Consider the following 25,490-nt stretch of genomic DNA (forward strand, 5'->3'; position numbering starts at 1 on the left):
CTTTATGATGTAAGATGGTTTGATGTAAGATGGACCTGCCACTCGGAAATCTATCCATCTTCCATTCCCTACATCTGCCTTTATGATGTAAGATGGTTTAATGTAAAAATGGACATGCCACTCGCAATTCCATCCATCTTCCATCCTCACATCTTCCATCATATAAAATGGTTTGATGTGAAAAGGATTAATGTAGGTGGTCTCCCTACTGCATACCTGTCCATCTTCCATACCTCCCTCTTACATATTAAATTAGGTTGGATGTAAAATGGATTGATGTAAGTGGTCTCTCCACTGCACACCTGTCCATCTTCCATCCCCACGTCTTACATATTAAATTAGGTTTGAAGTAAGATGGGCATTCCACTTCTGAAACACCCATCTTACATCCAGCTAATAGTTTCCTGACTGATTAATTCCTGCTTTCAGGCTTAATATGCCATAATCGTTGTTGTAAACACCACCATTTGCCGCGTTAAAATTTGTGACGTTAATGTTGTTGCCTGCAAAACTGATTGTTCCATTAGGTACTATATTTCCTTCAATTCGGAAAGAATATTCTGTGCCAGTTGTATTATCCCTGTAGTAACCAATACCGTGATAAATATCGTTCACATTGGTTGTAATGTTAATCGTGTTGTTAAGTACAATAACATTATTAAGATAAGGGTATGCAGGAGTATTGCTGTACTCATAAAGAAGAATTCCCGAATCGTTGAAGGTATTACCTGATATGGTAACATTTTGTCCATTTCTTGCTTTTACCGAGCCGCCACTGCCATTTGCTGGCCATCCTGAAATGGTATTTCCACTAATGGTTAGGCCGTTAAAGCTATGCGCATAAATGCCGTGATCAGTTTGATCTAAGTCGGTATTTAATGCGATGTTTCTATTAATTATATTATTGTTTATGAGACTGTTGCTTTCGCTATTGTCGTTTATAGCGGTTACAAAATATCCGGTAGTACCACCATTTCCAAAGGTACAGTTAAGGATCTTGCTGTTGGTGGTGCTCTTTAGCCAAACACCTCTGCCGCTGTTGTTCACTCTTCTCGCAAAGGTACAAGTGTTAACCACCGAAGAATCAGTATCATTAAATTGTAGGTAGGCATCCGAATAATAGGTTTCATTTGTCCCTGCTTTTCTAGTGCCATAGTCAAAAATACAGTACTTAAAGGTTACTTTGCTGGCATTGGTAATCACAAATCTATAATTCCAGAATGTAATGCCCGAAAAAACACAGTTGTTGAGCTCCGTATTGTAGCTTACCGAAAGCATGTCTGTGGTAGTTCCTGTGGCATCAAAAATGGGATTGGTTGAGGTTTTTTTAGCGAGAATTACACCTGCTTTCATTACTATTCTTCCGGTGATGGTATAGGTGCCAGCTTCTACCCAAACAGTGTCGCCAGAAACAGCAGCCGCAATAACCTGGTTAATCTGTGCAAGTGTCATTCCGGTATTAATGGTTAAGTCGGAAACGGAAGCAGTTTGATTTTCCATCCTCAGTGTTTTGTTAGTGTCAAAGGTGCTGCCCTCGGCTTCAGTTTCTTTTTTACAAGAAAGCAGGACAAGGCTTAGTGCTAAAATTAGCAATTGGGACTTTTTTTTCATTTTCTTTTGAATTTAGTATTTGGTTAAGTTGATATACTAATTTCAAATAAAACAGGAGTGATAAAGGGATAAGAATTGGTTTAATTAGGGGTAAGGATTATGGAGATCTATTGTTTTTTTATTGGTGTATTTGGCACGTTTACAATTGGTTAACGGTTTTGGTGCAGACTTCTGTGGAAGTGAAAAATAATTGTTTTCACGTTGAAGTTTATTAATAAGCAGTATGGGATAACGATGCTGAAGATTAGCATTTACCACTACTAAATAGAGTTGGTGGCAAATTGATGAGTAAGGACTTGTATAATCTTTAACAGCACTGTTCTCAATATTATATTTTTAGGGGTTTACAGCTTTTCATACCAATCAACAATATAGTCTGCTACCAATTCCCATCCCTTTTCGCCGCAAATAAAATGGCTTTTGCCCTCAAATATCTTAAGATCAACCCGACTACTGCTATCTGAATATTTTCCTGCAATGGTTTGAGTAAGTGCCGGGGGGAAAATGTGATCACTTCCACCGCCAATAAACAAGATCGGAGCGTGTGCTTTTTTAAAATCAATATTAGAGAAGGGATTTAACACCAGTTGACGGCTTACCTTATAGCTTTCCGGAACTGCGAACTGATCAAATAACTGGGCACGTTCTCCTGTTGGAGTGGTATTAAAAAAAGCATAATCGTACCATTTTCTGCTGCCCATAAAATACTTGCTAAAAGAAAAGAAACCAAAGGCAGGGATAACAGTCTTTAGTGTTTGGAAAGGAGGAAAAACATTTTTAGGTGGTGCGCCATCAATGCTCACTCCAGCGACAGCTTTTCCCAGTTCTATCAATTTCAATACCGCCATTCCAGCCATGGAGTGCCCAATAATAAAGGGTTTTTCAGGTAGCGTATCAATTAACTGGCTAATGTTATTTACGATATCAATAAAGCCTGTATTAGTGAGTTCGGGGTGAGGACTTGTTCTCAGGGTACTGGGATTGCCATCGTGTCCGGGATTTGCAGGGGTGTAAACTTTATAACCTTTTTGTTCGTAGTAGGATTTCCATGCTGCCCAGGTGAGGTTATTGACGAAATTACCATGAATGAGGACGATAGTTTTTGATTTTTCCATTGTAGTTTGTGGTTTAAGGAAGGGATGTGGTTCTTCCTGATCTTTTAAAAGACCAAGTATCCTGTTAGTACAGCTAAATATAAGGAAAAAGAATAGAATATTTATATAACGACCATGTTTTCAGTGTTTTGTGTTTTTTTTGTGCAAATTTAAGATGGTTAGTTTTAAGATTTTAGTTTCTTAGTTGCCTTAGGTGGTTAAATGATCTAAAATGGTTTAATGGAAAATGGCAGGAGTTCAAATTTTCTTTGTGCGCTTGGTGGTTTAAAACATTAAGAAGTTAAGGTGAGTTAAGATTTGGGGTTAAGGAAGCAATACTTATAATGTCTTATCTGGCTTATATGGTTCAAATTTTTGTGCGCTAATGTGTTTATTTTTAGTTTCTTAGTTGCCTTAGGTGGTTAAATGATGAAAAATGTTTTAATGGAAAATGGCAGGAGTTCAAATTTTCTTTGTGCGCTTCGTGGTTTAAAACATTAAGAAGTTAAGGTAAGTTAAGATGGGTTAAGGAAGCAAAACTTATAATTATCTTATCTGGCTTATATGGTTCAAATTTTTGTGCGCTAATGTGTTAATTTTTAGTTCCTTATTTGCCTTAGGTGGTTAAATTATATGATTGAGATTATGGAAGCAATACTTATAATTATCTTATCTGGCTTATATGGTTCAAATTTTTGTGTGCTTGGTAGTGAAACGATCTTAGATGGTTAGTTTTACGCTTTTCACTGCCCTAGTCCGTGACTTACATACCAGTATATTCTTATATTATTAGAAAAAATAAAAGGGACATCCCATCCGGATATGTCCCTTTTTCTAACCAAATATAAACCTGTTATGAGACAGGAATTTCTTTATCTATCCAGCCGGATTTTTGGCATGCATAGTCTTTATGTCTTTTTTACTGAGCAACTAATTCGTCGATCTCTTTATTAAACTCCTTTACAAATTCAGTATAGTACTTTCCGGTTGCCGGACCACTATATCCTGTGTGGATTTGCGCTACTTCACCTTTTTTATTGATGATAATTGTAGTTGGAAAGGAGAGGAAATTGCTCAAAGCAGGTAACGATTCTGCCACCTGTTGCTTATCGGGCTTTCCTACAATCACCTGATCATATTCTATGCCAAATTTTTCGCGGAACCTGGTTAAGGCTTTTCGAACATAGGCCGAATCTAACTGTCTTTCGTAATGAAGGGCTATTACTTCAATGCCACGTTTGCGGTTTTCTTTATACCAAGGGGCTATAAAAGAGGCCTCATCCACGCAATTGGGGCACCAGGTTCCCGTAATGGTTAATAGCACAACCTTATTTTTGTATTTGTCATCACTAAGTGATATTTTTTTTCCGTTCACATCAGGGAAAGAAAATTCTAGTGTTTTGTATCCTTCTTTAAGAAAGGTAAGTTTTGTCGCATCAGGAAGTGCAGCATTGACATTCTTTATGCCCTCTAATGGTGTGTTTCCTCTTGCACTGATGTTTGCTCCGGTAATTTTGCCATCTGCTGTAAACGAGCCTTTGTAGTATGCCGGGCTGGAGCCGATAAAGCTCGACAGATAAAAATCATTGCCTTCAACTATACCTTCCAGAAACCTGGAATCTCCTGTTACACGCAAGAATGTTCCGCTTAATTTATTTCCGTTTTGTTTAAAAAGTCCAACGGTTTTTTCTGCTTTGCCATCAGGCGATTTAAAAGTCACGTCATAAGTCCCGGAGAAGTCTGCACTGGCAGATTTACCTGTGGATTTAAAGCGATAGTTGATTCCTTTTTTCGCTGTTAACGGGATGGGTTTCCCAGATCCGTCCTGCTTTCTCAGAAAGCCAACCAGTGAATCTCCCTGAACTTTCAGTGCAAGTTCGTTATCAAACTGATCGAGTTTAGCGATTACTGAATCTGCCGATTGAGTTACATTTCCGCCATCAAAGCGTTCTTCTGCATTAATAAAGGTGATGCCTAATCCGCCATTTTTTTTACTGCCAATTTCAAAATTGATAGGAACCTCAGTACCTGGCTTAATTTCAAAGCTCGCTCTCCAAAGCCCTTTAGGATCAAATGATACCTTTTGGCTCAGCTGTTTACCTGAAACTTTCTTTTGAGTTTGTGCTTGTAGATTTTGCGATAAAACAGCAAGCCCCGACAAGACGATTAATGATTTTATATTCATAGGATGATATTCTTCATTTGCGGGGCAAAGTTAGCTATCGTTTCTGCAAGGAAAAAATATTTTCAACAAAATCTATGGATTTTGTAGTTTTTATGTTTTTCAGATTATATCTCTATATAGGATCATTCTACATCAAACCAATTTTATATGTAAGATGGAGGGATGGAAGATGGACAGGTATGCAGTGGAGAGAGCACTTACATAATCCATTCTACATCAAACCTATTTTTATATGGAAGATGGAGGGATGGAAGATGGACGGGTATGCAGTGGGGAGAGCACTTACATAATCCATTCTACATCAAACCTATTTTTATATGGAAGATAGAGGTATGGAAGATGAACGGGTATGCAGTGAGGAGACCACTTACATTAATCCTTTTTACATCAAACCTATTTTTATATGGAAGATGGAGGGATGGATGATGGATGGGTATGCAGTGGGGAGACCACTTACATTAATCCTTTTTACATCAAACCTATTTTTATATGGAAGATGGAGGGATGGAAGATGGATGGGTATAAAGTGGATAGACTATCTTACATCAAACCATTTTACATCATACAGTAAAATGTAGGGAATGGAAGATGGATAGATTTCCGAGTGGCAGGTCCATCTTACATCAAACCATCTTACATCATAAAGGAATATGTAGGGAATGGAAGATGGATAGATTTCCGAGTGGCAGGTCCATCTTACATCATAAAGGAAGACGTAGGGAATGGAAGATGGCTAGTTTTTCGAGTGGCAGGTCCATCTTATATCAAACCATTTTACATCATTTAAGACTGATTTACATTTTTTTTTAAAAAATTATACTAAGTCTATAGGAATTATATATATTTGTTTGAAATTATTTACGACTTATCCAGAAAGACCGAGGGAAATGGCCCTGTGACGTCTTAGCAACCTGTTGCCAAATAAGGTGCTAATTCCTTCTCCTAACAGAGAAAGATAAGATGATACGCTAGGAAATCTAGGTAGGTCATTAACGAAAATGTTAACGTATGAATATTTATTTAGACAATGCCGCCACTACTCCGCTCTCGCGTGAAGCCTTTTTAGAAATGGAACCTTTCTTATTTGGAAGCTTTGGTAATCCCTCTTCCTCACATAGTTTAGGCAGGATCTCCAGACTGGCGCTAGAAAAATCAAGAGCAACCATAGCGGGGTATCTGAATGCAGAGCCGGCACAAATAATTTTCACTTCAGGAGGGACTGAGGCAGATAATACGGCTATACAATCCTCAATCGCCGCAGGTGTTAAAAGGGTAATTACTTCTGCTTTAGAACATCACGCGGTACTGAATACCTTAAAGGTTGCCGAACGTGAAAATAAAATTGAACTGGTGTATCTGGAAAATGATCATAAAGGAAACATCTCTATTACTGCCCTCGACCGTTTGTTGCAAGATGAAAAGCCTACACTAATTTCCCTGATGCATGGAAATAACGAGATTGGAAATCTAAATCCCATCCTGGATATTGCAGATCTTGCAGAACATTATGGCGCTATTTTTCATTCTGATACCGTACAAACTATGGGGCATATCCGCTATAATACCAGGTTGCTTGGACCTGATTTTCTGGTAGGCTCTGCTCATAAATTTCACGGACCGAAAGGTGTAGGATTTTTATATGCGAAAGATCCGGGAAAGGTTTTACCATTGATTAGCGGAGGTTCGCAGGAAAACAGGAAAAGAGGGGGAACTGAAAATGTAGCTGGAATTGTAGGAATGGCAGCTGCACTTGCAAAATCATATCAGCATTTAGATCGACATGAAGCCTATATTCTTTTTCTCAAGGAACGGCTTATCAATGGACTTCGCGATATTCCGGGAATTCATTTCAATGGATTGTCGGCAAATTTAGAACAAAGCTTATCTACGGTGCTCAGTATCTCTGCTGATCAAAATGATCGGGATGTGGATCTTTTAACCCTGCTTGATCAGGAGGGGATCTGTGCTTCAGGAGGAAGCGCTTGTTCTAGTGGAAATCCCTCGCATGTAATTCAGGCACTTGGCGGGAAAGCAGGGCAGGATACTTTACGTTTTTCATTTAGCCGGTACAATACCGGTTCGGAAATAGATCGTTTACTTTCGGTAATCCAGGGGCTATCTACAAACACTGTTCTTAACAGGAGTTTGAGTGCATAAACCAATTTTCTTATAACGAGAACTAACTTAATAACCTATTCAAAAAATAAAAATAAATACTTAGTCTATAGTTTTTGTAGTGTTTATTTAAATTCTTATATTTGAACCTATATTTCACACTAGCTTCAATTATTTATGGCAACTATTACACAATTTCAAGCAGCATTGAAAGAAAAATCTAAACGTTTATTGGTGGAGCATTCCCTCGGAAAAAACCTTATTGATAAAATCGAATCTGCAGGTGGCAGGTGGACAGCAAAAGAGGGGAGTGATTTTTATGAGTTTAATGATGTTCCAGCCGAGCTGAAACCCGAACTCGATAAAAAATTACGCAGTGCCCAACAACGCTTGCATGACATGGATCAGCAATGGCATCAATTGATTAGATAAGTAGGTGAAACTTTAACCCGAAAACTAACAGGCAGCCTAAGCAATCGCTTTAATCCATACCTTTTAATTACATCACTATGTCACAGCATCTTTCTAACAGACAAATCGCTCCACATCACCAGGTTCTAAATCTTCCGCTAAGTTATCAGGAGCGGCTAAAGGCTAATCCGGATTGGCCCAGCAAGCAAGTATTTAAATTAGAGGTTCATGGCAGTTCTAATGCAGAAGCCATTCTCTCGGAAATTGCCCAACGATTCTCGGTTCGAAGTCAGGTCGTTGTTTCCCAAATTGAACAGATATCCGGCGTAAGGTATGGTAGCCTGATTGTAGAGATCGCGGGTCATCCATGGGATCAAAAGCTGGCTATAGACCATTGTCGTTGCCAGGGTCTTTCAACTCAATTATTAGGGTATGTGTAGTTGTTCAGTGCCTTCCGTGTTTCCGTGGCAAATTAATTTTAACCACCAAGAACACTAACTTTTTCACAGAGAACGGAGGGCGCACACAGGTATCCATAGCTCATTTAACCACTAAGGACACTAAGTTTTTCACAGAGGGAATAAGGGCTTTAAGCACTCAGCCCGTAACACATTTAACCACTGAGGACACTAAGTTTTTCACAGAGAAAAGGAGGGCTAAAGCACACAGCCATTTAATCGCAAAGAAAAAGTTTGCGTCTTGCAAGGGCTCCACACCCCGTAACCCATAACACGCAACCCATTTAACCGCAAAGCACGCCAAGTTTTCGCAAAGAAACGCAAAGTTTCTTTTTGTAAATGCACCACACCCAGTAACCCATTTAACCACTGAGGACACTAAGTTTTTCACCGAGAAAAGGAGGGCTAAAGCACCCAGCCCGTAACCCATTTAACCGAAGAGAAAAAGTTTGCGTCTTGCAAGGGCACCACACCCCGTAACACATTACACACACCCCGTAACCCATTTAACCACTGAGGACACTAAGTTTTTCACAGAGAAAAGGAGGGCTAAAGCACACAGCCATTTAATCGCAAAGAAAAAGTTTGCTTCTTGCATGGGCTCCACACCCCGTAACCCATAACACGCAACCGATAACTCATTTAACCCCACAGAAGAACAAAGTTGCTTCTTCCATGGGCTCCACGCCCCGTAACCCATAACACGCAACCCATAACCCTTTTATAATGTACTGATTATGATTGATTTACATTGATGTGTAACAATTATAAATAGTTAATCTATGGATTTGGTAGATTAAATAAAATTTTCTATGTTTGAACCCAATCATGAAAACAGCATTAGTATTCACAACCCGGTCGCGCTCTGAAACCGATTCTATACAGATTAATCTAAAACAACAGCTGATGGTTCAGTCTTGTTGCTGTTGTGGCTAAACTACTTTACGCTCCGAAATCGTAGTATCAATGACCACCCTATCCCGATTCTAAAGATGTATTAAACCAAACCAAAAAAAAACCGACAAGGAAGCCTTGCCGGTTATCGTGGAATATCAGTTCTGTAACGCCAATCACGCACTGATACCCTTCCAGTCTTAACCAATGAACTTAGTCATTAACTTAAAACCAGTTAAATATGGAAATATTTCTCCATAAGAAAAAGCATTTTATATCAGGCAGCCTCATTTTCTTCTTTTCGCTGCTTGCATTTTCAAACCCTATCTTCGCCCAGGTAGAACCACCACCACTGATCAATTCCAACCTTCATGGAGTAGTAATCGATTCGGCAAGCAAGCAACCTTTGCCTGGTGTTATCGTTCGGATTAAGGGGGTTACCCACTCGGTATCAACCGATAACGAAGGTAAATTTGTATTTGTAACCGGACAAAAATTGCCTTACACTTTAATCTTAAGCTATGTAGGCTACCAAACCAAAGAAATTGTAGTTGGCAATAGTCCGGTTACCATCAGGCTGAGAGAAACCAGTAGTCAGCTAAATGATGTGGTAGTAGTGGGCTATGGTACCCAAACCAGAAAATCGATTACCGGCTCCGTTTCTACAATCGCCGTTGATGAGGTAAGAACAAAACCTACAGCAACCTTTGCCGAACAACTTCAGGGAAAAGCTCCGGGCTTACAGGTTAGCACTTCTACCGGAATACCGGGTGATGGTATGTTCATCCGTATCAGGGGTACAACTTCTATTAACGCCAGTAACGATCCTTTATATGTAATTGATGGGGTATATGTGAACAATAGCTCCCTTCAGCGCATTTCCACCCAAGGCCAGGCCAATAATCCCTTATCAGATATCAATCCGGATGATATAGAAAATATTACCGTACTTAAGGATGCCGATGCGACCGCCATTTATGGAGCAAGGGCAGCTAATGGCGTTATTTTAATAACCACTAAACGTGGGAAGTACAACACCGGGCCAAAGGTTACACTGAGCAGTTATGTGGGATATGCCAAAGCACCTAAGTTATGGGATCTGGTAACCGGACCTCAGCATGCAGAACTGGTAAATGAGTTTTACCGAAATTCTAACGCTGATGCTATTGCCATTGCTGCTGCAAATGGAACCACGCCGGTAACAACTTACAGATTTCAGCCATTTCGTGCGCTAACCGATAACCCAACAGCTTCACCAGCTCCACGTGGCTTACCCCAGGATCAAAATACCTACGACCGTTTAAACAAAGCCTTCCGCACCGGATTTCTTCAAAATTATGATGTTTCAGTATCTGGTGGGAATGATAAGACCACTTATTACATTGGCGGAGGACTCAACAAACAGGAAGCAACGCTTAAAACCAACGACTTCAGACGTGGGAGTTTTAAAATTAACCTTGATCAGCGAATTGGTGATTTTGTAACCATTGGGACCAGCAATATCCTTACACAAACTTACCGAACCAACGCCAGGGTAGGAGATGGTCCGCAAGGTGGAATTCTCCAATCAGCATTACACACACCAACCTATCTTCCTGAAGTAAATGCCGATGGAACGCCCGGTAAATGGGCGGGTTTTGATAACCTTGATGTTTTACTAGCCAACACCAACATGAATAGTACCAGTAACCGGCTAATCAGCAACGTTTATGGAGAAGCGAAAATATTAAAAGACCTGACTTTCAAAACCAGTTGGAGTGTAGATTATAATCAATACAATGAGTTTCAGTACTGGAATAGCTTAACCAATTTGGGAATTGCCAATAAAAACTTAGGTTCTACCAGTGTGAGTAACAATACCATCTGGACCAATGAGCAAACCTTGAACTATAATCACACGTTTGGGGAGCATGCCTTGGGGGCGCTCATCGGCAACTCACTACAGGGTGCAGTAATTAATCAGGTATTGGCGCAGGGAACCAATTTTCCAAACGATTCTTTCCAGCAGATTGCCTCGGCAGCCACTACAACTTCATCTGCTACCGAATCTGAATATACCTTATCCTCTTTCTTCGCCCGCTTGAATTATAACTATGCAGGCAAATACTATGCGGTTTTTAGCATCCGTGGAGATGGTTCATCCCGCTTCGGAGCCAATCACCAATGGGGATATTTCCCTTCTGCCGGAGTATCATGGCGGATCAAAAAAGAGAATTTCTTAAAAGATGTTGCAGTGATCTCGGATCTTAAACTTCGTGCGAGTTTAGGGGTAACGGGTAACCAAAACGGAATAAACGATTTTGCTTCTCGTGGCCTCTGGGGTGCCGGAGCGAATTACCAAAATAATCCCGGTACCATCCCCTCGCAGCTGGCTAACCCTGATTTGAAATGGGAAAGTACCTGCCAAACCAATATCGGACTTGATTTAAGCCTTTTTAAGGAAAGATTAACCATCAGCGGAGACGTATATGAAAAGTATACCAGTAACCTGCTCCTTAACTTACCTCTCGCATCAAGCAAAGGCTTTTCTTCTATTTTAACCAATGCCGGAGAGATGAGTAATAAAGGTTTCGAACTGAATGTGAGCAGTATTAACCTGGACCATGCTTTCAAGTGGAGTACCAATCTGAATGTATCCAGAAATATCAATAAGATCGAAAAGCTTCCAACCCCGGTGGTAGCGGCCTATGCTGCACAACGAATGGTTCAGGGCTTATCGATGTATACTTTTTTTACTTACAATCAGTTGTATGTTGATCCACAAACCGGGAATGCCGTTTATGAAGATGCAGATAAAAACGGGGTAATCAATTCAAATGATATTGTTCCTGTGGGTAATGCCCTACCTAAATTTAACGGCGGAATTACCAATAATTTCAGTTACAAAGGCTTCGATTTGTCTGTATTCTTCAACTTCGTTTACGGCAACAAGGTGTATAACAATAATAACTATTTCCTGGAGGGTGGCGGAACACGTGATGCCAACAGGGCCATGGATGTTTTCCAATTGAATCGCTGGCAAAAACCAGGAGACATTACCGACTTACCGAGACTTACGGCTTATAATCAAAATTATACCATCAGTCCAACCAGCCGCAATATAGAAGATGGATCTTTTATCCGCTTGAGCAATATCACCTTGGGCTACAACCTTCCAAAAGAGTTCATCAGAAAAGTAAAACTATCATCGGTTAGAATTTACGCCAGTGGTTCCAATCTGGCTTTGTGGACGAAATACAAAGGACCAGATCCTGAAATTAACGTGTCCTCCTCCGCAACCGTTTTGGGCTATGATTTAGGAACTCCACCAGTACCAAGAAGCTTCCAGATTGGTGCCAACATTAGTTTTTAACCTTTAAGCAGTTAAACATGAAAAAAGTAACTTACCTACTCGCATTCACTATATTATTTTCTTCCTGCAAGAAGTTTCTGGAGACACAACCACAACTTCAGGTAGATCAGGAACAGGCGATTATTAACGCCGGAACAGCTGCCACAGCAGTTAACGGCCTATTCAATTTATTGGCCGCTAATGGCTATTACGGATCTAACTTTCCTGCGCTATCTTATCTGTCAGCAGGAGATATTCAATGGTCGGGCTCGCAGGCCGATCCAAATGAAATTACCAAACATTTAACCTCGGCCACAAATGGCTATGTACAATCGGCCTGGACCGCTATCTATAAAACGATCTCTCAGGCCAATTATATTATCGACAAGGTACCTGGTGTAAACGATACCCAATTAACTACCGCTTTAAAAAATCAATATTTAGGAGAGGCCTATTTTGTGAGGGCACTTGCTTATTTCGATCTTGCAAGAGGATGGGGAGGCGTACAATTAATATTAAAACCAACTAATTCTTCAGAAGATAATACTGGAATACCACGGAGTAGCCTGGCCGATACCTATGCCCAGGTGCTCAAAGATTTAAACAGTGCAGAAACTTTGGTTCCGGCAGCTGTAAACCGCAATCGGGTATCTTTGAGGACGGTTCAGGCACTGAAAGCCAGGTTTTATCTCTACCAAAAAAACTGGGCATTGGCCGAACAATTTGCTTCCCTGGTAATTGCCGATAACGCTAACTATAATCTGGTAGCACCTTACAGTGCTTTTTTTGCCAATAATGCAGTCACTACGGCAGAATCGGTTTTGGAGTTAGCCTATTTTACATCTAACACTAACGGACATAGCAATTGGTGGTTGCCACCGGCACTTGGCGGACGTAGGGAATGGTCGCCAAATGATGCCTTGGTTACGCTCTTAAACAATGCAGCCGTTGGTGGAAACCGAAATACCCTGATTGCCCAAACTGCGCCTCCAGGAAATTTATGGTATGGCAAATTATACTATCGTAACCCACTGGGTACTGATCCTGCCTATGTAATTCGCATAGCCGAATTATACCTTATCCGCTCAGAGGCACGTGCTTATCAGGGTAATTTAACAGGAACCAACAGTGCCATTTCAGATTTGAATGCTGTGCGCAGCCGGGCGGGGGTGGGTGCAAGCACGGCCGCTACGCTTACAGATATTTTACTAGCCTTAGAAAAAGAACGTCAGGTAGAGTTCCCTTTTGAAGCCGACCGCTGGTTTAATTTGGTAAGAACTGATCGTGCTCAGACGCTTTTATCACTTCCTGATAAACACCTTTATCTTTTTCCTATTCCATATAATGAAACATTGGTTGATCCACAGCTTGCCGGTGGAAACCGTAACCCAGGTTATTAATTTTAAGATGATGAAAAAAATAACTTTCATTATGCTGGCCATTGTGGCATTTTACAGCACTTTATTCGCGCAACGCGCACCAATAACGGTGAAAAAATCCGATACCCGGCATGGCCCGGAGAAAGGGAGCCTTCTTATTATCGGTGGAAATGTAGGCTCCCAAAGAGATATCTGGGAGAAATTTACCGAACTGGCAGGAGGGAAGGATAAAGCCGTGCTGGTAGTGGTAACCACTGCAGGAGGAGATTCAGCCGCCTTTGACCAGAAAGGGGTGGCAGAAGTGAAGCGCCAAACAGGAATTAAAAATGTAACGCTTTTCCATACCAGCGACCTCAAAGAAGCCAATAGTGAAAAATTTATTGCGCCATTAAAAAATGCTACAGCCGTTTATTTTGAAGGCGGAAGACAATGGCGTATTGCCGATTCTTACCTCAACACCCTTACTCATCAGGCATTTATAGATGTTTTGAATAGGGGTGGTGTTATAGCAGGGAGTTCGGCCGGTGCATCTATATTAGGTTCTTTCCTTTGGCGGGGCGATACCAAAGGTGCTCATATCCTCGTGGGCGATCACACCCAGGGATTAGGTTTACTCAAAAATTCAGCAATTGATCAGCATTTACTGGTGAGGAACAGGCAGTTTGGCCTGGTTGATTTCATCCGTAAATCTCCTGAATTGATTGGATTGGGGTTAGATGAGGCCACAGCAGTTTTGGTACAGCGGGATAGTTTGCAGGTACTGGGTAAATCGGTGGTTGCCGTTTATGATTACAACAGGATTGTAGATAATGCGGGTAAACATGTAGTGGATGGCCGGGAAGATTTTACCGCATCCAGCGGACCCTTTTTCTTTCTGAGGGCCGGACAAAAATACGACCTCTCTAAACGGCAAGTAATCAAGGAAGCTCGAAAATTGCCTGCTGTAGCCAATAAAACTGATTATAAATAACCTACAATGAGTAATATAAATACAGCCCAAGGCCCCGATTGGACCGCTTCTGAAAAGGGAATTTTTAGGTTCTTTTTTCTCTATTTTATTCTTCAGGCAATTCCATTGAGTATAGATTTTTTTAAAATCGTTTTTGGTTTTAACTGGCTAAAAATCAGCTATACCGATATCTTTAATCTGAGTCGTTTATCGGCAAAGTTCATCCCCGGGCCAGATAGCTTCATCAATTGGATAATTGTCGCATTTATCGCCATAATTGGTTCCGTTTTATGGGCTAAATCAACCTATAAAAATGTAGATTATAACAAACTTTATTACTGGTTAAGGGCCATTGTGAGGTACCGATTGGCCATAGGGATCATTGGTTATGGGTTTATTAAGTTTTTTCCCTTGCAGGCACCATTTCCCTCTATCAGTAACCTCAATACCAGTTACGGCGATTTTACCGACTGGAAAATTTTCTCCATGAGTTTAGGCATTACCCCAAGTTATGAGGCGTTTCTGGGTGGAATAGAAATACTGGCGGGTTTGCTCTTATTCTTCAGAAAGACAGCCACCATAGGAGCGATAATCATACTCATCTTTACGGGCAATGTTTTTATTTCCAATCTGGCTTACCAGGGAGGAGAATATGTTTACGCCAGTTACCTGATTAGTTTTGCCCTATTCGTATTGTGGTTTGATACTCAAAGAATCTACAACCTCGTATCGCTTGAACGGCCAACTGAACCCAATAGGTTTAAACCTTTATTCTCTGTCCAAACACAGAAAATCAGACTTGCCCTGAAAACTGTAATCATCTTCTTTTTTGTATTGCTCTATGGTTTTAAAACCTATTCAGGATTGCAACACGATCCTTATCAGTTTCCCAAAGCAAGCGGACTCGCTGCTGCCGCAGGGGTTTATAATGTAAGCGAATTTAAAATCAATAATCAGATTTTGCCCTACAATCCTGCCGATCCAATACGATGGAAGGATGTGGTTTTTGAAAAATGGGCTACCGTCAGTGTACGGTCTAATCGGCCTGTGCTCATTGATTCAGCAAATTATGAGCAGGCTTTTGCCCATGATAAGGACCGCAATTACGAATTAGCTGGCTCGGGAGGTAGGCATTATTATCATTATGTAATAGATACTGTCCGTAATATACTTTCGCTGGAGAATAAAAATCCTCATTATAAGGGAGAGCGACTAAGCCTAACTTATCAACGTCCCGATACTTCAACCATCATTCTAACCGGGCTTAACGAAAATCGGGATTCCATTTATGTGGTTTTGAATAAGATAGATAAAAAGTATCCATTAAAAATGAGTCGCCGCAAAGCACTTAAACTTTAATTAAAGAACCATAAATAACAACAAGATGTCTGAGCATAAGCAACATGATACCTCAAATATAGCCGCAGAAGCTGCCAGTAAGCCCTGGTCAAAATCTAAAAAATTTGGCTTTCGGGTGCTGTTTATATTTCTTTTGGCCATGTGTATTCCTTTTTCAGGTAGCTGGTATAAGAATGTATTTACTTTAGATTGGTCTCGGCCGCATTACCGCGATCTCTACGATATTGCACGATTTCAGCCCAGTTTCATATCCCTCTTTGTAGGTCAGCGTAACCGCGATATCACCGATTCACCTGGAGCAGAAGCGGCAACTGAAAAAGGTAAGAAACAACAACATAAAGCAAAAAAAATCAATGGGGCAAAAGCTGATCAAGCTGATCGTCAGGGTGCTTTACCACAGAAGCGAAACTTCCTGCTCGACTATCTGGATTGGGGAATAGCGCTCCTAATCGGCTTAATCGGTGCCATCATCTGGACAATCTTTGACCGCAAAAGCAAGTCGTACCATACACTTTATTATTGGATCAGGGTGGTGGTGCGTTACCGTGCCGGAATTGGTATCATAGGTTTTGGTTTTACGAAGCTTTTCCCAACTCAAATGCCTTATCCTTCCCTTGGACTATTAAATAGCAATTTCGGAGATTTTACGGCACAAAAAGTATACTGGTTATCCGTTGGGATTGTACCTTGGTACCAGGTATTTGGAGGTGTAGTGGAGATCCTTGCCGGAGTGCTGCTTTTTTTCAGAAAAACCACCACTTTCGGCGCAACATTACTGGTTGCCGCCCTGGGCGATATCACTTTTGTAAATTATGCTTACGATGGGGGAGTACATGTATATGCCTTTTATTTTGTAGTGCTTGGCCTTTTTCTTGCTGCCGATGATTTCCCGAAATTGTATAATCTGTTGATTTTAGAACGATATACCGTGCCTTTTCGCGTTTATCCGGATTTAAGTCAGCCCGTATTAAAATACACCCGGATGGGTTTAAAAGCGCTTACTTTCATCATTTTCTTTGGAGTGATGACTTATACTGAAGTCATTAATTTCAAATACGATCCCTATAAACAGCCTTCAACCGCTGGACTGAAAGCCTTGAGGGGAAATTACCGGGTAACGGAGTTTAAAATTAACGGGCAAAACATTCCCTACAATCCCCTGGATTCTGTGCGTTGGCAGGAAGCTACGTTTGAAAACTGGACAACACTCACATTCAGGGTAAATCGCCCGGTACTTATCGACCCTTCCAACGGAGGAGGGAGCCCCATGCGCGACATTCAGCGAACTTTTGAAATCAGTGGGGTGGCAGGTGGTCAAAGGGCTTTCCATTATTATGCCGATAGCATAGATCATATCCTTTACCTGCAAGATAAGAATGTAATGGCTTTACGTGGACGTGGAAAAGGTGCTGATAAGACAACCGGTAAGCAAGAGGTAGATAACTGGATTAGTAAAGAAGCCTGGGCGCATATTGGCAACGAAAAAGAGATGATTGATAAATGGGCCTGGTCTACCAGGAGAGATCGGGAGTTTGCAGAAAAACCTAGGGTAGCCAGGAGAAACCGAATGGTTTTAAACTATAATACACAAGATGGTAACCGGGTAATCCTTTCGGGCTTAAACGAAAGCAACGATTCGATTTATGTTGTTCTGGATCGCTACCAGCGCAATTATGTGTTGCCAAAAAGTAGTTTAAATGCAGGTAAATATAACTAAACAATGAAGCGGAGAATCACATGGGTACTTGTATTTCCGGTTAGTTTACTGTTCTTTTCGGTAAGCAGCAGATTCGAAGTTTTGGATGGACAGAAAAGTTTAACCGATACGGCTAAAAAGGCTGTTAAGTTTGGATTTGGCCGAACGGCAACACCAAAAGAAATTGCCAGTTGGGATATCGATGTACGGCCAGACGGAAAAGGTTTGCCTGCAGGAAAAGGAGATGTAAAAACAGGCAGAATCATTTACACTACGAAATGTGCTGTTTGCCATGGTGCAAATGGAACCGAAACACCCGGGGTAAAATTGCCTGGAGCTGCGCTCGTAGGTGATACCCTGGCAAAAGCACGACCCAAAACCATTGGCAATTACTGGCCTTACGCCACCACGCTGTTCGATTATATCAGACGGAGCATGCCATATAATCTGCCTGGTTCACTAACCGATAATGAGGTGTACGGCCTGACGGCCTATCTGCTAAATGCGAACAAAATTATCAAAGCCGATGTGGTGCTTGATGCCCAAAATCTGCCTCAAATTGTAATGCCAGCAAGAAAGTTATTCATCATGGACGACCGCAAAGGAGCACCAGAAATTAAATAATGAAAGCGAACAGGAAAAATAATCGAAAAGTAGTTACTGGGAAAATCAGCAGGCGCACCTTAATTAGTGGCTTAATTGCCGCTGCGGTTTTACCTGTAAATGCGCTTTTTGCGGGTGATTTAGAAAAAAATGAAAGGTTACTTCATGATCTTGATGACCCAACGAAGTCGCCAGGGCCTGGGCCTAGCCCCCTGGGTAAACGATCAGGTTTTGAAAAACCTGTCCGTAAACCTTCTGATATTTCTTCCAGAACCCCTTTGCAGGATTTGCACAGCACGATTACACCGGCAGATCTGCACTTTGAGCGTCACCATGCAGGTATTCCCACCATCGACCCATCAAAACACGAATTATTAATTCATGGATTGGTAAATCGGCCAATGAAGTTTAGCCTGGCCGACCTCAAAAGGTTTCCCGCCATTACCCGAACCTGCTTCATAGAATGCGCCGGTAATTTCAGGACTGGCAAAGAAGAGATGACCCCACAAGACGTTTTAGGCCTCACCAGTCAGAGTGAGTGGACGGGTGTAATGCTATCCACCCTTTTTAACGAAGTGGGAATTGATGCTAAAGCCCAATGGTTTTTAGCAGAAGGTTCTGATGCCGCAGTAATGACCCGTACCATTCCGCTGTCTAAAGCCTGGGACGATGCCATGATTGTGTATGCGCAGAATGGCGAAGCCATAAGGCCAGAACAAGGTTATCCAATCAGGCTGTTGTTGCCTGGTTTTGAGGGAAATATGAATATTAAATGGTTGCGGCGGATTGAGTTATCAGAAGCACCCTACATGACCCGCGAGGAGACTTCAAAATACACGTATCCCGTGAAGGATAAAATCAGAATGTTCAGTTTTGAGATGGATGCCCGCTCTATAATCACCTTTCCATCTTATCCGCAGAAGGTAAGTAAAGGTTATGTGGAGATCAGGGGGATTGCCTGGAGTGGTAGGGGAAAGGTAGAAAAAGTAGAGGTAAGTACCGATAATGGTAAAACCTGGCAGCTAGCCAACTTACAGGAACCTGTTTTAAGCAAGGCCCATACCTATTTCAGGTATTTATGGAATTGGAATGGTAACGAAACCGAGATATTGAGCCGAGTAACCGATGAGACTGGTTATCTTCAACCCACTTTACAACAGTTAGTAGAGGCACGAGGACCAAATATAGGCGGTTATCACATGAATCCTATCACAGCATGGAAAGTAAAGGCTGATGGATCTGTATGGTTTAAACCCGAAAAATATACTGACAAATGAGTTTAGAAAAACGTGATTACGATGCGGTTATAGTGGGATCGGGACCTAACGGACTGGCGGCAGGAATTTTATTGCAACAACAGGGGCTATCCGTATTGATTATAGAAGGAAAAGATCAGATTGGGGGAGGACTTTCCACGCAGGAACTCACGCTACCGGGCTTTAAACATGATGTATGTTCGGCCATTCACCCTATGGCTGTAGCTTCACCATTTTTTAAAACGCTTCCATTAAACGAGCATGGTTTGGAATATATTTACCCCACTTTAGCAGCTGCACATCCATTTGATGATGGTACTGCTGCCGTTTTAGAGCAGTCTATTCAAAAAACCGCCGCTAATTTAGGCGGCGACGCGAAGGCTTATCAATTACTCATGCAATCGGTAACCGCGGCTTGGCCACTCATTGATAAAGATGCCTTAGGACCGCTTCATTTCCCGTCTCATCCTTTAGCAATGGCTGGTTTTGGTTTGAAGGCTTTAACCAGTGCCAGCTATTTTGTGGATAGGTTCAAAGAAAAACATGCCCGCGGTTTATTCGCAGGGATGGCGGCGCATTCCATTCAGCCTTTGAATAACCTGAGCACCACTGCTATTGGTTTGGTACTGATGGCTACGGGGCATCTGAAGGGCTGGCCTATCCCTAAAGGAGGTTCGGCCAGTATTGCAAATGCATTAGGCAGTTACTTTAAATCAATCGGCGGAACCATACAAATGGGAACCTTTATTTCCGATTTGCAGCAATTGCCATCGGCCCATGCCGTACTGTTTGACATTACCCCAAAACAGTTACTCAAAATAGCAGGGCACAGATTTTCTAATATTTATAAATGGCAGTTAGCCCGTTACCGATATGGTATGGGCGTGTATAAAATAGATTGGGCGCTTGATGGGCCGATACCCTATAAAGCTGAAGCATGCCGACAGGCAGGAACCATTCACCTCGGCAATACGTTCGAAGAAATTGCTGAAGGAGAACTGCAAACCAGTAAGGGATTTCAAGCCGAAAAACCTTTTGTACTCCTTGCCCAGCAAAGCCTTTTTGATCAAAGCCGCGCCCCGGAAGGCAAACAAACGGCATGGGCTTATTGCCATGTACCCAACGGATCAACACAAGATCTGACCGGAATTATTGAAAAGCAGGTAGAACGTTTTGCACCTGGCTTTAGAGATCGGATTCTGGCCAGGCATACGATGGATACTGCCCAAATGGAAGCGCATAATCCCAATTATGTTGGTGGCGACATTAACGGCGGTATTCTGGATATCGGGCAGCTCTTTACCCGTCCGGCACTGCGTTGGTCGCCTTATAAAACTTCTGCCAGGGGCTTGTACATCTGTTCATCATCAACTCCCCCAGGGGGCGGTGTGCACGGGATGGCTGGCTATAATGCAGCCAAGCAGGCCCTAAAGGATATATTTAAAATTGAAATCAAGTAACAACACAAATAAAAAACGACTATGTCAGACCACAACACTCAGGCAGATCACACAGCTGCTTTAACCGATGCGGGGATTACCCCAGACAAGAAAACATTTTTGCAATCGCTTACCGAAGATTGGTGGGCAGTAATATTAGGAACAATTATTATTGCCACAGTGCTATATTTATCCGGTAACGGAACCAGTATTACTTTGCCAGCATACAAATGGAGTAACACTGATGATCTTTTTAATAAAATTTTAGCGCCTCATAATTTACTTTTGATCGTAGAAACCGGAGCGATATTTTTGGTTTTGTCCGGTGCAGCTATTCTATTATCAGGAGGCCATGTTGGCCGGTTTGCTGCAGGTTTTACATTGATTTATGTGCTAGCCACCATTTCTTTTATCATTGGTGGCAATAAAACAGTGTCTTACTTTGGACTTGAATATGTGGTATTCGCCTTACTAATCGGGATTGCATTGGGTAACCTGGTACAAATTCCCAATTGGTTAAAAGAGGCAGTACGCTCAGAGTTTTACATTAAAACAGGTTTAGTTATTTTGGGTACCAGTATCGTATCGGGAGATTTAATCAAAGCAGGCCTTCCAGGAATTATACAAGCGGTTATCGTGGTTACTGCCGTATGGTTTTTTTCGTTGTGGTTAAGCCGTAAGTTAAAAGTTGACGACGAATTTGGAGTAATATTAGCCTCTGCGGTATCCATTTGCGGGGTTTCGGCTGCCATTGTAGCTGCGGGTGCAATTAATGGCGATAAGCGTAAACTTTCTTACGTAACTACCCTGGTTCTGGTGATGGCTATTCCGATGATGATTATACAGCCCTGGGCGGTGAAGTTTTTTCATATCCCCGAAGTAGTGGGAGGGGCCTGGTTGGGTGGAACCTTAGATACAACAGCTACGGTTACAGCAGCTGGGGATATTGTTGGCCCCATTGCAGTGAAAGCAGGAGTAATTGCGAAATTCTCTCAAAACGTATTCATCGGTGTAGCCGCATTTTTTATCGCCATATGGTGGGCATACAAAAAACCAAAAGGGGATGGAGTAGCCGTAGTAAGAGCTGAAAGTCCTGGGTTGAAGATCGTTTGGGAGCGTTTTCCTAAATTTGTACTGGGTTTCATTGCCGCATCGTTGGTATTCTCTTTTCTGCTAGCTCCTGCAACAGCAAAAGGTTTGGGATCCAGTCTAAACGGACTACGTACCATCTGGTTTGCCCTTGCATTTATCTCTATCGGCATGGAGGCCAAATTTTCTTCGTTGGTGAAACTTCAAGGTGGAAAACCGGCTTTTACTTTTGTTACCGCACAGCTATTCAATATCTTTTGGACTTTGCTGTGGGCTTACATTCTTTTTGGCGGGTATTTATTCCCTGTACCAGATTTTAATTAAAACAAAAGCTCCAGTGATTTTAAATGAATTCAAAATCGCTGGAGCTAATATAATGCTGTACGGATGATTAAAATTTAATGGTCAATTTTTCTGCAACAAGTGCATTGTTTTTGTAATACTCAAAGAACCAGTTTCCGTCCTTTTTTAAAACTATGCCATTAGCAGTTCCATTGCTGGCAATAAAATAATCAGGCACGGAGATCTTAAGCAAAGTGATTACAATCTTCGGACTGGCATCAATAAGCTGGAATCCATTAGCAATAGGTTGAGCATATAACAATCCTTCTACCGGTTTAGCCTCTGCTGTTGCAATTGGTTGAGAAACAGCCGGAGATTCAGTTTTTGTATTGGAAGTTGGTGTAGCAGGTACGGCAGCTGCCGCAGTTGCTGTAGCCGGGGCTTCAGTAGTGCTTCCGGCAACATAAAGCAGATCATTTAGAGAGGTGAAAGCATCTCTTAAAGCAAAATTGTAAGCTGTCTTGTATTCTTTCTCCCTGTTTTTACCCTCCTTGCTCTTAAGCAAAATATTCCCCTTACAATCTTTCAGTAAAATGGTTAAACTTGTAACAAACAGGGTGTTTTTTTCCTGTACATCTACGGTTAATGCCTTGCACTTATCTGCTGCAATTTCGGTGGGTAATTCAGCATTGTCATAATAAACGGTAAAGCCTTTTTCTTCAAAAATGGCCTTAGTTAAGGTATTTAAGTTGTACTGATTAACCTCTTTGAGAAAATTGAATTTCTCAGGAACAATGATATACTTATAGTTATTTACTTTGGGCTGCGCATACCCAGAAAAAGAGAGGGCTAAAAGGAGGATAAAAAGATATCTTTTCATAAAAATTGATTAAAAGGGATTAAGCATTCAATTTATACAATGAATGGTGAAAAATCAAATATACCACAATGATTCTTTCATTCCATAATCCACTCACTCATTCTCCAATTCAATCATTCCCTCATTCAATCATCCACTAATTCACTCATTCAATCATCCCCTCATTATCTAACTCAACCCTCATTCATTCCAACTGCAAATCCATTACCGAATAAAATATCCTAGCTTGAATGTAAGCGGTAGTTTCTTATGTCCTTAACTGGCAATATTCCATTTCAGTAATGAAGTTTTGCTTTGGGAGGTTCTTCAGCACCTCAGAGCGCATGCGTTATAATTCTATCTGTTAAATACTTGATGAGCTATATTAACTACTAATCGTTAGCAAATATAAAATAGAGGAATCGTAATTGAAAATTATATCTCATATTTGTGATATAAAAATGTTATTTTAGATCCGATGTTGAAAATATCCTGGAGCTATTTAATTTTTTTTACTCCTAAAGTCAATAATTATATTTTCATGAAGAATCTCATACTGCTTTTCCTGGTGTTTTTATCTTGGCAATCATTTGCCCAAAATCACAGGCCTATAGTAAATGCTATTAGCAAAAAAGCCAGGATATACGAAGATGATGAGCTGGTTAAAGGCTGGAACATTAGTCCTGGGGTAGCGATGGATGTATTCAGCACCAATAAATTAACCCATCCCAAGAAGGTTAAATTTATAACGGATATTGATTCTATTGTTTTTATGCTGAAGCCTGGGCAGCAAAAGGATTTCATTGTTTTATTGAATGGAAAAGATTCATGCTTAACGAGAATTCAAAGTCCCGAAATTAAAAACTTTAGTCAGCTAAAACCCGAAATTCATGATTCCATTCCGCTAATCATCAATGCTGAAAATACAATTTATTCCAGGGGAATATTGAATTATGTTGACACCTTAAATTTAAATTTTGATACGGGAACGACAGAATTGACGCTGACCAATAAAGTGCTGACCGACAGCATAAAAAGCAAGATTAAGCTTTATGATACCCTTTACGAATTGATTCTGGGAAAAAGAATTTATAAAAGCAAAGTATACGATGCGGCACTATCGGGACATGGTACCGATGGCCGTTTTGGCTGGGATTTATTTGATGGGATGATTGTAGAAATAAATTATGACCGGGGTTTGCTCATTATCCATTCAAAAATGCCGAAAATGATCAGGAAGGATGCAGCCTTTACCAGGCTGAATATCAAATATTCCAAACAGCTCCTTTTTGTAGAAAGTGAAATTGCACAGGGAAAAACCAAAAACAAAGATTGGTTTCTCTTTGATACCGGATACCAGCGTACCGTAATGCTCGATAATGATTTATTAAGTCAAAATAATTTTCCCTCGGATAAAATGGAAGTTATTAATAAGGTAATGATGCATGGCGGCACAGGAAACGAAGTGCCGGTAATTACATCAAATCTGGAAAGCCTGAAAATAGGAAGATACGCGTTAACAAATGTTCCGGCTCAGCTGCTAACCACTAATAAACCCATGAGAGGAGCCAACATTCATATTTTAGGTAATGAAATACTGAAACGGTTTAATGTGATTATGGATTTTCAGGAAAATGTTATTTACATGAAGCCTAATGCTGTTTTTAGAACTGATTATGCAGAGAAAAAAAAGAACGGCTAAATTTTTAAAGAAATCATCACGGCGGAAGTAAGAATGAAAATATTGATTTGGATAGTAGGAGTGACCTTGGTTCTAGGTTCTTGCATCATGATTTCAAAACACTATCATATGATTGGCGACGGATACACCACTATTGTTTTTCCATTGGCATTTTACAGTAAAGCAGTTGCTGGGAGCTTAGCGCCAGACCTGGTTCGCCAATCGGAAGGCTTCTGGACAGAAAACCTTTTAGCAAATATTATATTGGCTTTCGTTTTAATATTTTGTCTATTTTATCTGTTTAAACGCTTTAAAAGGAAAGAGGAAAATTAAAATGCCGACAATTGAATAGTGAATTTTGGAATTTAAACCGTTCCCAGACTCAATCCTGTCCGTCGATTTCCGCAGGAGTTCTACGGATTGTTTAATATTTAATAGAGGAGAGTCTTGGACTCGGTTTAATTAATGTTGAGTTATGAAACTCAACGGTATGTTGTAATCCGTAGAGGCGCTGCGCTTAACTCTACGGACAGGGTCGAGGCGCATAAAACTCCAATCTAAAAACTCCCTACTCCAAACTAAAGCCTCAGAACCCAGCCTACCGACTAAAGACTCTAGACTGAGGACTAAACCTCCTCAATCCTGTCCGTCGAGTTCCGCAGGAGTTCTACGGATTGTTTAATAGAGGAGAGTCTTTGACTCGGTTTAATTAATGTTGAGTTATGAAACTCAACGGTATGTTGTAATCCGTAGAGGCGCTGCGCTTAACTCTACGGACAGGGTGGCCGACAATTAAATA

20 protein-coding genes and 1 riboswitch are annotated in these 25,490 nt (G+C 41.1%); of the genes, 15 read left to right on the forward strand and 5 right to left on the reverse strand.

Annotated elements, in window-relative coordinates; translation table 11 throughout:
* The 4 genes from BMX11_RS24390 to BMX11_RS17800 all read right to left on the reverse strand — a co-directional run.
* Positions 1-231 (reverse strand): hypothetical protein (locus BMX11_RS24390; RefSeq protein WP_175474606.1); only part of this gene is annotated, 231 nt, incomplete at its 3' end.
* A gap of 162 nt (positions 232-393) precedes the next feature.
* The gene (locus BMX11_RS17790; RefSeq protein ID WP_090886734.1) at positions 394-1,611 is read right to left on the reverse strand and encodes a right-handed parallel beta-helix repeat-containing protein; all 1,218 of its coding nucleotides are present in this window, start codon (positions 1,609-1,611) and stop codon (positions 394-396) included.
* Positions 1,612-1,955: 344 nt separating this feature from the next.
* On the reverse strand, positions 1,956-2,726 hold the full coding sequence (locus BMX11_RS17795; RefSeq protein ID WP_090886736.1) for an alpha/beta hydrolase: 771 nt from the start codon (positions 2,724-2,726) through the stop codon (positions 1,956-1,958).
* Between the two features lie 898 nt (positions 2,727-3,624).
* Positions 3,625-4,890 (reverse strand): peroxiredoxin family protein, encoded by a 1,266-nt coding sequence (locus BMX11_RS17800; RefSeq protein ID WP_090886738.1) that lies wholly within the window; start codon positions 4,888-4,890, stop codon positions 3,625-3,627.
* Between the two features lie 317 nt (positions 4,891-5,207).
* Between BMX11_RS17800 and BMX11_RS24145 the strand changes: the two genes are divergently transcribed.
* The 13 genes from BMX11_RS24145 (at position 5,208) to BMX11_RS17870 (ending at position 22,193) form a co-directional block, all read left to right on the forward strand.
* Positions 5,208-5,468 (forward strand): hypothetical protein, encoded by a 261-nt coding sequence (locus tag BMX11_RS24145; RefSeq protein ID WP_139180219.1) that lies wholly within the window; start codon positions 5,208-5,210, stop codon positions 5,466-5,468.
* A gap of 284 nt (positions 5,469-5,752) precedes the next feature.
* Positions 5,753-5,852, forward strand: a riboswitch (SAM riboswitch).
* A gap of 46 nt (positions 5,853-5,898) precedes the next feature.
* Positions 5,899-7,047 carry a cysteine desulfurase family protein gene (locus BMX11_RS17810; RefSeq protein ID WP_090886742.1) on the forward strand — a complete coding sequence of 383 codons (1,149 nt, stop codon included), beginning with the start codon at positions 5,899-5,901 and terminating at the stop codon, positions 7,045-7,047.
* A 135-nt stretch (positions 7,048-7,182) separates the two neighbouring features.
* Positions 7,183-7,437 carry a hypothetical protein gene (locus tag BMX11_RS17815; RefSeq protein ID WP_090886744.1) on the forward strand — a complete coding sequence of 85 codons (255 nt, stop codon included), beginning with the start codon at positions 7,183-7,185 and terminating at the stop codon, positions 7,435-7,437.
* A gap of 77 nt (positions 7,438-7,514) precedes the next feature.
* Positions 7,515-7,856, forward strand: coding sequence for an NIL domain-containing protein (locus BMX11_RS17820; protein WP_090886746.1), 342 nt, complete (start codon positions 7,515-7,517; stop codon positions 7,854-7,856).
* Positions 7,857-9,009: 1,153 nt separating this feature from the next.
* Entirely contained in the window at positions 9,010-12,120 is a 3,111-nt protein-coding gene (locus tag BMX11_RS17830; protein ID WP_090886750.1) for a SusC/RagA family TonB-linked outer membrane protein, read from the forward strand.
* 17 nt (positions 12,121-12,137) lie between these two features.
* Positions 12,138-13,499 carry a RagB/SusD family nutrient uptake outer membrane protein gene (locus BMX11_RS17835; RefSeq protein WP_090886752.1) on the forward strand — a complete coding sequence of 454 codons (1,362 nt, stop codon included), beginning with the start codon at positions 12,138-12,140 and terminating at the stop codon, positions 13,497-13,499.
* A gap of 7 nt (positions 13,500-13,506) precedes the next feature.
* Positions 13,507-14,448: a cyanophycinase gene (locus BMX11_RS17840; RefSeq protein ID WP_090886808.1), complete on the forward strand. Its 942-nt coding sequence runs from the start codon at positions 13,507-13,509 to the stop codon at positions 14,446-14,448.
* Positions 14,449-14,454: 6 nt separating this feature from the next.
* Positions 14,455-15,786 carry a hypothetical protein gene (locus BMX11_RS17845; protein ID WP_090886754.1) on the forward strand — a complete coding sequence of 444 codons (1,332 nt, stop codon included), beginning with the start codon at positions 14,455-14,457 and terminating at the stop codon, positions 15,784-15,786.
* Between the two features lie 25 nt (positions 15,787-15,811).
* Complete coding sequence (locus BMX11_RS17850) at positions 15,812-17,503, forward strand: acetate uptake transporter family protein (protein WP_090886756.1); 1,692 nt, start codon at positions 15,812-15,814, stop codon at positions 17,501-17,503.
* Between the two features lie 3 nt (positions 17,504-17,506).
* Positions 17,507-18,106 carry a c-type cytochrome gene (locus BMX11_RS17855; protein ID WP_090886758.1) on the forward strand — a complete coding sequence of 200 codons (600 nt, stop codon included), beginning with the start codon at positions 17,507-17,509 and terminating at the stop codon, positions 18,104-18,106.
* Complete coding sequence (soxC, locus tag BMX11_RS17860) at positions 18,106-19,362, forward strand: sulfite dehydrogenase (RefSeq protein ID WP_090886760.1); 1,257 nt, start codon at positions 18,106-18,108, stop codon at positions 19,360-19,362. Before BMX11_RS17855 ends, soxC begins: the two co-directional genes overlap by 1 nt.
* A complete protein-coding gene (locus BMX11_RS17865) occupies positions 19,359-20,801 on the forward strand; it encodes a phytoene desaturase family protein (protein WP_090886762.1) in 1,443 nt (480 codons plus the stop codon). Before soxC ends, BMX11_RS17865 begins: the two co-directional genes overlap by 4 nt.
* A 21-nt stretch (positions 20,802-20,822) precedes the next feature.
* Positions 20,823-22,193 carry a YeiH family protein gene (locus BMX11_RS17870; protein WP_090886764.1) on the forward strand — a complete coding sequence of 457 codons (1,371 nt, stop codon included), beginning with the start codon at positions 20,823-20,825 and terminating at the stop codon, positions 22,191-22,193.
* Positions 22,194-22,260: 67 nt separating this feature from the next.
* Here BMX11_RS17870 and BMX11_RS17875 read toward each other — a convergent pair whose 3' ends face one another.
* The gene (locus BMX11_RS17875) at positions 22,261-23,031 is read right to left on the reverse strand and encodes a hypothetical protein (protein ID WP_090886766.1); all 771 of its coding nucleotides are present in this window, start codon (positions 23,029-23,031) and stop codon (positions 22,261-22,263) included.
* Positions 23,032-23,551: 520 nt separating this feature from the next.
* Here BMX11_RS17875 and BMX11_RS17880 point away from each other — a divergent pair.
* Positions 23,552-24,712: a pepsin/retropepsin-like aspartic protease family protein gene (locus BMX11_RS17880; RefSeq protein ID WP_139180220.1), complete on the forward strand. Its 1,161-nt coding sequence runs from the start codon at positions 23,552-23,554 to the stop codon at positions 24,710-24,712.
* Between the two features lie 87 nt (positions 24,713-24,799).
* On the forward strand, positions 24,800-25,024 hold the full coding sequence (locus tag BMX11_RS17885) for a hypothetical protein (RefSeq protein WP_090886768.1): 225 nt from the start codon (positions 24,800-24,802) through the stop codon (positions 25,022-25,024).
* The last annotated feature ends 466 nt before the right edge of the window (positions 25,025-25,490 follow it).

It is taken from the genome of Pedobacter rhizosphaerae, assembly GCF_900111155.1.
Classification (GTDB): domain Bacteria; phylum Bacteroidota; class Bacteroidia; order Sphingobacteriales; family Sphingobacteriaceae; genus Pedobacter; species Pedobacter rhizosphaerae.